An 8096-nucleotide genomic window follows, 5' to 3' on the forward strand; every position below is an offset into this window, starting at 1 on the left:
CGATCCTGGCGACGGTGCCGGACGCGATGATCATCATCGACGAGGCCGGCGCCATCACCTCGTTCAGCGCGGCGGCCGAGCGCCTGTTCGGCTATCGCGAGGCCGAGCTGATCGGGAGCAATGTCGCGTGCCTGATGCCGGAGCCGGACCGTGGCCGGCACGATGAATACATCGCCCACTACCTGCAGACCCGCGAGCGCCGGATCATTGGCGTCGGCCGCGTCGTGGTAGGCCTACGCCGCGACGGGTCGACTTTCCCGATGGAGCTCTCGGTCGGCGAGGCCGGCGAGGACGGCCAGCGGCTGTTCACCGGCTTCATCCGCGATCTCACCGCCAAGGAGCGGGACGAACTGAAGCTGAAGGAGCTTCAGGCCGAACTGGTCCATGTCTCCCGCCTGAGCGCCATGGGCACCATGGCCTCGACCCTGGCGCATGAACTCAACCAGCCCCTCGCGGCGGTCTCGCTCTATCTGGAGACCATCCGCGACATGCTGGAGGCCGAACCCGGCGAGCCCTTCGCCACTTTGCGCTCGGTGATGGACGAGGCCGCGCAGGAGACCCTGCGCGCCGGCCATATCGTGCGCCGGCTGCGCGACTTCGTGGCGCGCGGCGAGGTCGAGAAAAGCCTGCACGACCTGGCGCAGGTGATCGGCGACGCCGGCCAGCTGGCGCTCGTGGGCGCGCGCGAGCGGGGGGTGCGCAGCTTCTTCGACTTCGATCCGGCGGCCACGCCCGTCCTCGTCGATCGGGTGCAGATCCAACAGGTCCTGGTCAACCTGATGCGCAACGCCATCGAGGCGATGGCGGACTCGCCGATCCGCGACCTCAGGATCGCGACGAGCCTGCGTGACGACGGCCTAATCGAGGTCACCGTCGAGGATAGCGGGCCGGGCATCGCCGAGGACATCGGCGAGCAGCTCTTCACGGCGTTCGTCTCGACCAAGGCCGACGGCATGGGTCTGGGGCTCTCGATCTGCCGGACCATCATCGAAGCGCACGGCGGGCGAATCTGGTTGGAGCGGCCCGCGCTGGGCGGGGCCCGGTTTCATTTCACCTTGATCCACGCGGCGGGGGAGGAGGACTATGACGGATAAGCGGGTCATTCACCTCGTTGACGACGAAGAGGCCATCCGGCGCGCGGCCGGGTTTGCGTTGAAGGCGGTCGGCCTTGGCGTTGAGACCTACGCCTCGGGTGTCGAATTTCTGGCCCGGGCCCGGCCCACGACCCAGGGGTGCGTCATTCTCGACGTGCGCATTCCGGCGATGGACGGCCTTGAGGTGCAGACAGCCATGGCCGAGCGCGGCATCCACATGCCGGTGATCGTGCTGACGGGTCATGGCGACGTGTCGGTCGCCGTGCAGGCCATGAAGGCCGGCGCCGTCGACTTCCTGGAAAAGCCCTTCGAAAAGGCCGCGCTGTTGCGCGCGGTCGAGCGGGCGTTCGCGCGCATCGCCGACGCCGACATCCGCGCGATCGAGGCCGCCGACGCGCATGTGCGCATCGCCGCCCTCACGCCTCGGGAACGCGAAGTGCTGGAGGGTTTGGCCCAGGGCTATCCCAACAAGACCATCGCCTATGACCTTGGATGCTCGTCGCGCACCGTGGAGGTGCACCGCGCTAGCCTGATGGTCAAGCTGGACGTGCGCAACCTGTCCGAGGCGCTTAGGATCGCCTTCGCCGCCGGGATGGGCCGCAAACCCAAGTGACTGCGAGGTTTACGTAGCGACCTGGAGACGGCCGACGTGCGAGGTTTGGCGGGCTTCAACCGGGTGTTTTGATCGCGCGATGTTATCGGTCAGTCCCTCGCCGCGCGATCGCCGCTATACGGTTCTGGTCTCCGACGATGATCCGGGCGTGCGACGCGGCCTGCTGCTCTTGCTTCGAGCCCGCGGCTACGCGGTGAGCGGCTACACCACCGGCAGCGCCCTCTTGGCCGACCCGCGCGCCAGGGAAGCCGATTGCGTGATCCTCGACTACCGGATGCCCGACATCGACGGCCTGACGCTCCTGGATCATCTCCGGCGCCAGGGCTGGCGCGGCGGCGCCATCCTGATCTCCGGCTTCTACGACGAGGATCTCGAGCAACGCGCGCGCGCGGCCGGCTTCGATCAGGTGATCCCCAAGCCGGTGATCGGCCGGGCGGTGCTCGAAGCCTTGCGTCGGCAGTCGGGGATGTCGCGCGACGCGCATTGACCCGACGCCAGCCCATGGCCCTGACCGTTGGAGGTCAGTAGCGGGCGAAAACCCGCGCGCCGGCCGGCCCGAAGGCCACGACATCGTAGTGTTGCCGCGCCCCGCTCGGCGCCGCCATGCCCTCCGAGCCGATCGGCATGCCGCCGACGGCGAGCCCCTTCACGCCAGCCGGCCGGGCGGCCAGGAGACGCTTCACCTCGGCGACCGGCACATGACCTTCGATAACGAAACCGTCGATGATCGCGGTGTGGCAGGAGGAAAGCGCCGGCGGCAGGCCGGATTGGCGCTGCAGGCGCACGCGGGCGACCTGATCCCTGACGATGACCTTTCTGTCCAGTTTCGCACGGACGGCCTGGGCCCAGGCCTCGCAGCAACCACATCCAGGGTCGCGATAGAGCAGGACCTCCCCAGCCGCCAGCGCGACGCTGGGCAAGGCCAGGAACAGCAGAACGGCGGCGAGGCGGATTTTCATGGGCGGACTCCTTGGCGTGAAGCTGGGCGCGTGGCGGACGCGGCTCTCGGACGTGGCGGCGCTGTCACGCCCTTTCCCCGGCTGGATGGACCGGTGTCGCCGTCCGGCGCCATATCGCCGGCAGAAGCGCGAGCAGACCGAGCGACAGCCAGCCGATCGCTTCGACGACGGCCGCTTGCCGATGGGGTGACACGACGGCGAGCGACATGGGCGCCAGCGCCTGGCCGAGGCTCGCGGCTGTATGCTGCAGCCCAAGCATGACTCCAGAGGGCCGCATGGGGCCGCTGATCCAGAAGCTCGTGACCAGCCGAAGACTGGCTGAGCTCCAGCCGGCGACGGCGATGAGACCGGCCATTTCGACCACGGTCGTTCCAAACCGAAAGAGAAACAGCGACAGGGCTAGAAGCGCGAGCGTGAGGCAGGCCAGGCGTCGAGGCGCGGTCACCAGCCAGGTGACGCGGGTGTGGAAAAGCTGAGCCGCCAACATCGCCAGCCCGCAGAGACTGAGCATCCCGGCGATCGCCTCGCGGCTCAGCGCGCCCTCGGAGCGGGTCACGAGCAGGCTGACATGCATGGCGGCGAGTCCGCCGCCGCCGACGATGGTGACAAGCAGGAGGACAAGCGTGACGACGCGCGGCGGGGCTTGCAGGCGACGTCCCTCGGGACGGGCGGCACAGCGGGCCGGCAAGCGCACAATGCCGGTCGTCAGCGCCAGCGCCAGCACGGCGATGACGAGCGCGAGCACCAACAGCGGCGTGCGGGGAAAGAGCGACGCGGACGCTTCGGCGAGCAGGGGGCCGAACAGGTCGCCAAGAAACATGAAGGCCGTCAGCCAGGTGAAACGCCTCGCCTGCTCGTCCCGGCCACCGGGTGCGAAGTTCGTTGACAGCAGCGCCAGCGGGATGATGGCGGCCGCGGACAGCCCAGCCAGCAAGCGAAGTCCATACAGCATGGGGAGCGGGACCGCCCCGACCGGCGCGGTCGCCAGCGCGAGGACGACCAGGGCCGTGCGCAGAATGATCCGGTAGTCGATGCGGTCGGCGAGCCATCCCCAGAGCGGCGCGAAGACGAGCGCCGCCAGCGGGTGGGCCGCCGTCAAACTCGCGACATGGACATCGTGGATGCGCAGCGCCAAGTCGGCCTGGCCTCCGTCGACGAGGGTCGGGAGAAAGGCGAGGACGGCGGTCTGGCCCGCAGACGCCGCCGCGACCGCGAGAAGCAACAGGATCGACGCAGCCGTCTGGCTCCGGCCAGGGCTATCGTCCGCCGCAGAACACGTCAGGCCGTCTTCCGGTCGCCAAGGCGCCGCGCAGCGCCTCACCACCATGATCGCAAGCCGACAACCACCCGATGCTCGGCCGGGCGCTGGCGATCGGCACGTCGGAAGTCGGCGGTGTCGTCCAGCGCCCGCTCCCAGACGAAGCCGACATAGGGCGCGAATTTCCGCGAGACCTCGTAGCGCAGCCGAGCGCTCAGCTCGACGTTGCTGAAGCCGCCGCCGAGCTCACGGTCGGTCGAGCGCTTGGAATAGAGGTTGGTTTCGACCTGCGGGGTCAGGATGAGGCGATTGGTGAAGCGGACCTCGTAGGCGCCCTTGGCGCGGGCGCCGAGGCGGCCGTCGTCGCCGACATAGCCGGTCAGCTGGACATCGAACCAGTAGGGCGCCAGGCCCTCGACGCCGGCGGCGAGCCAAGTGGTCGCCCCCTTGCCGAGATCCTGACGAACGCCCAGCAACGTGCCCCAGAACGGGCTCTTGCTGCGCCACCACAGCGCCTCGACGCTGCTCTCCGGATCGAGGCGATCCTTGGAGTTCTTGAGGCCCTGGCTGCGCAGCCAGAGCTTGCTGTCGTCCTGGCCCTGGGTGACGAGGACGGTCCAGCCGACGCCCTGCCCCTCGTTGCCGCTGGCGAACTCCAGTTCGTCAACGAGAACCTTGGGGATCGACAGCTTGTCGGCCATCTCGTAGCCCGGCAGCGTCGAATTGCGATAGCCGTCCGCATAGTCGTCGGAGTTGCGGGCGTCCGGCGGAGCCTTGCCGCCCTGCATCCGTCCCATGTCCATGGTCATGCCGCCGGCGGGCGTCCCCGCGCCGGACATATCCATGCCGGACATATCCATGCCCGCGTGATCCGCAGGCGCCGCGGGGGAGGCCGTTGGGGCCGGGCTCGGCGGCGGTGGCGCGGCGTGCTGATGGGGGGCGTCCTGGGCGATTGCGGGCGCGGCCACGGCCGAAACGCTCAGAGCCAAGGCGAGCAGAGACGCTCGCGAGAGGGCCAGACGGGTCATGCGACGACCACCTCCCGGAACATGCCGGCCGCCATGTGGTAGAGCAGATGACAGTGGAAGGCCCATCGCCCCATGGCGTCGGCGGTGACGCGAAAGCTGATCCGCTGGGCGGGCTGGACCACCACGGTATGCTTGCGGACCTGGAACGCGCCGTCCGGGCCTTCGACATCGCTCCACATGCCGTGGAGGTGCATCGGGTGGGCCATCATCGTGTCGTTGACGAGAACGATGCGCAGCCGCGCGTTCGGCTTGAAGTGGAGCGGACGGGAATCGTTCAGCTTGATCCCGTCCAGCGTCCAGATGAAGCGCTCCATGTTGCCGGTGAGGTGCAACTCGATCTCACGCTCCGGCTCGCGAGGATCCGGATCGCCGCCGGGCGTGCGAAGGTCGGCCAGGGTCAGCACCCGCCAGGACCGCTCGCGCAGGCCCGCGCCGGGATCGTCGAGATTGGTGCGCGGATAGTCGACGCGCATGTCGGTGTTGGCGCCGTACTCGGTGCGCGCGTGACGCGCCTTCGGGGGCGTGTCCGCCATGCCGTGGCCGGCGTGTTCGCCGCCCATGGCGGCCATGGCGCCCATCATGTCGACCGGATCGAGCCAGGTCCGCGCATCGAGCGCCGGCGTCGGCGCCGTCATGCCGGGCGCTGGGGCGATGACGCCGCGGGCGAAACCCGTCCGGTCGATCGATTGGGCGAAGATCGTTCGGGCGCCCTCGGGCATGACGAACTCGACATCGTAGGTTTCGCCCGGTCCGATCCGGAACTCCTCGACCGTCACCGGCTCCACCGGCTGGCCGTCGGTCGAGACGACGGTCATCGCGACGCCGGGAATGCGCACGTCGAAGAAGGTCGCCGTCCCCGCCCCCACGAACCGGAGGCGAACTCGCTCGCCGGCGGCGGCGATCGCCGTCCAATTCCCGGCCGGCGGCGTTCCGTTCATCAGGTAAGTGTAGGTGGCGGCGGAAACGTCGCTGTAGTCGGTCGGGTTCATCCGCGACCGGTTCCACATCCGCCGCCGCGCGAGGGCCTCGCCGAACCCCAGCTTGCCCACATCCTTGAGGAAGTCTCCGGCGGTCGGCTGCGCGAAATTGTAGTAGCTGCTCAGCTTCTTGAGGTTCGTGAAGATCTGCAGCGGCGGTTCGTCCGACCAGTCGCTCAGCAGGATGGCGTAGTCCCGATCGGGCGCAGGTCCGGTCGGCGCGCGCGGCTCGACGATGATCGCGCCATAAAGCCCGGTTTGCTCGGCCAAGGTGTGCGCGTGATACCAGTAGGTGCCCGCCTGACGCAGCTCGAAGCGATAGGTGAAGGTCTCGCCGGGCGCGATCCCGGGAAAGCTGATGCCTGGTACGCCGTCCATCTCGGCGGGCAGGATGACCCCGTGCCAGTGGATGCTGGACATCTCCTTGAGGCGGTTGCGGACGCGCAGGGTGACGGTGTCGCCCTCGCGCAATCGCAGCACGGGGGCGGGCACGGCGCCGTTCACCGCCGTGGCGATCCGACGCTTGCCGGTGAAGTTGACCGGCAGTTCGGCGATCTCGAGATCGAATTCGGTCCCGCGCAATTCGGCGGTCGCGGCGGCGGCGGGGCCCGCCAGCAGCGCCGGCGAAACTCCGGCCACCGCCCCGCTGACCGCCAGGCCCTGGACGAAGCGGCGCCGTGTGGCCGGCAAGGTAGGACTGTCGAACATGGTTTGCTCGCGGTTCGTCGCGGGGGGGATTAGGCGAGGTCGAGGACGATGCGGCCCTCGATGTCGCCGTGGTGCATGCGCGCGAAGACGTCGTTGATCTTCTCGAGCGGTTCGGTGTGGACAGTCGCGTGAACCTTGCCCTCGCCGGCGAAGGCCAGCGCCTCCATCAGGTCGAGCCGGGTGCCGACGATCGAGCCGCGGACGGTGACGCCGTTGAGCACGGTGTCGAAGATCGACAGCGGAAAATCGCCGGGCGGCAGGCCATTGAGGGCCACCGTGCCGCCGCGCCGGACCATGCCGAGCGCCTGCTGGAAGGCCTTGGGCGAGACGGCGGTGACGAGGACGCCCTGCGCGCCGCCGATCGCCGCCTTGATCGCGGCGGCGGGATCCTGCTCTCGGGCGTTGACGGTCACGGCCGCGCCAAGGCGTGTCGCCAGATCGAGCTTGCGGTCGTCGATGTCGACCGCCGCCACGTTGAGCCCCATCGCCTTGGCGTACTGCACGGCCATGTGACCCAGGCCGCCGATGCCGGAGACCACGACCCACTCGCCCGGCTTGGCCTCGGTCGCCTTCAGTCCCTTGTAGACGGTAACGCCCGCGCACAGGATCGGCGCGATGTCGATAAAGCCGACATTGTCCGGCAGGTGGCCGACATAGTTGGGGTCGGCGAGGACGTATTCGGCGAAGCTGCCGTTGACCGAATAGCCGGTGTTCTGCTGGCTCTCGCACAGGGTCTCCCAGCCCCCCAGGCAATGCACGCAGTGGCCGCAGGCGGTGTAGAGCCAAGGCACGCCGACCCGGTCGCCCTCTTTGACGTGGGTGACGCCCGACCCGACCGCGGCGACGTGGCCGACGCCCTCATGGCCAGGAATGAAGGGCGGGTTCGGCTTCACCGGCCAGTCGCCCTCGGCCGCGTGCAGGTCGGTGTGACAGACGCCGGTGGCGGCGATCTTCACCAGGATTTGTCCGGGACCGACCGTGGGGATCGGCGCTTCCTCGATGACCAGCGGCGCCCCGAATTTGCGCACGACGGCCGCCTTCATGGTCTTGGCCATGGCTGTTGCTCCTTTGCGAGGGATCAAAACAGACCGAGGCCATGCTCGTCGTAGGAGACGAGCAGGTTCTTGGTCTGCTGGTAGTGATCGAGCATCGCCTTGTGGGTCTCGCGCCCGAACCCCGAGGCCTTGTAGCCGCCGAAGGCGGCGTGGGCCGGATACTGGTGGTAGCAGTTGGTCCAGACCCGTCCGGCCTCGATCGCGCGGCCTAGACGGTAGGCGGTGTTGCCGCTGCGGCTCCAAACGCCTGCGCCGAGGCCATAGGGCGTGTCGTTGGCGATCGCGATCGCCTCGTCGAGGGTCTTGAAGGTCGTCACCGACAGCACCGGGCCGAAGATCTCCTCCTGGAAGATCCGCATGCTGTTGTCGCCGACGAAGACGGTCGGCTGCACGAAATAGCCCCC

The 8096-nt window shown here is 68.7% G+C and carries 9 protein-coding genes; 3 read left to right on the forward strand and 6 right to left on the reverse strand.

The genetic code is table 11. From position 1 onward, the window contains the following. The 3 genes from AC1RJ9_RS28065 to AC1RJ9_RS28075 form a co-directional block, all read left to right on the forward strand. Positions 1-1094: sensor histidine kinase (locus AC1RJ9_RS28065; protein ID WP_492841975.1), on the forward strand; the 1094-nt coding region annotated here is incomplete at its 5' end. Continuing rightward, positions 1084-1707: a response regulator transcription factor gene (locus AC1RJ9_RS28070; RefSeq protein ID WP_492841952.1), complete on the forward strand. Its 624-nt coding sequence runs from the start codon at positions 1084-1086 to the stop codon at positions 1705-1707. The genes AC1RJ9_RS28065 and AC1RJ9_RS28070, both read left to right, overlap by 11 nt. 79 nt (positions 1708-1786) lie before the next feature. After that, entirely contained in the window at positions 1787-2194 is a 408-nt protein-coding gene (locus AC1RJ9_RS28075) for a response regulator (protein ID WP_137803446.1), read from the forward strand. Positions 2195-2228: 34 nt separating this feature from the next. On the opposite strand, the gene AC1RJ9_RS28080 is transcribed toward AC1RJ9_RS28075, so the two are convergent. The 6 genes from AC1RJ9_RS28080 to AC1RJ9_RS28105 form a co-directional block, all read right to left on the reverse strand. Next, entirely contained in the window at positions 2229-2666 is a 438-nt protein-coding gene (locus AC1RJ9_RS28080) for a DUF411 domain-containing protein (RefSeq protein WP_492841954.1), read from the reverse strand. A gap of 64 nt (positions 2667-2730) precedes the next feature. Further along, positions 2731-3993, reverse strand: a complete 1263-nt coding sequence (locus AC1RJ9_RS28085; RefSeq protein ID WP_062099701.1) for an MFS transporter — start codon at positions 3991-3993, stop codon at positions 2731-2733. After that, positions 3984-4769 (reverse strand): copper resistance protein B, encoded by a 786-nt coding sequence (locus tag AC1RJ9_RS28090; protein ID WP_156449520.1) that lies wholly within the window; start codon positions 4767-4769, stop codon positions 3984-3986. Before AC1RJ9_RS28090 ends, AC1RJ9_RS28085 begins: the two co-directional genes overlap by 10 nt. A 179-nt stretch (positions 4770-4948) precedes the next feature. Continuing rightward, a complete protein-coding gene (locus tag AC1RJ9_RS28095; protein ID WP_492841957.1) occupies positions 4949-6637 on the reverse strand; it encodes a copper resistance system multicopper oxidase in 1689 nt (562 codons plus the stop codon). A gap of 29 nt (positions 6638-6666) precedes the next feature. Continuing rightward, entirely contained in the window at positions 6667-7692 is a 1026-nt protein-coding gene (gene adhP, locus AC1RJ9_RS28100) for an alcohol dehydrogenase AdhP (RefSeq protein WP_099504365.1), read from the reverse strand. A gap of 23 nt (positions 7693-7715) precedes the next feature. Then, positions 7716-8096 (reverse strand): aldehyde dehydrogenase family protein (locus AC1RJ9_RS28105; protein WP_492841959.1); only part of this gene is annotated, 381 nt, incomplete at its 5' end.

The sequence above is a fragment of the Caulobacter sp. GW822-FHT07D08 genome (assembly GCF_058798735.1).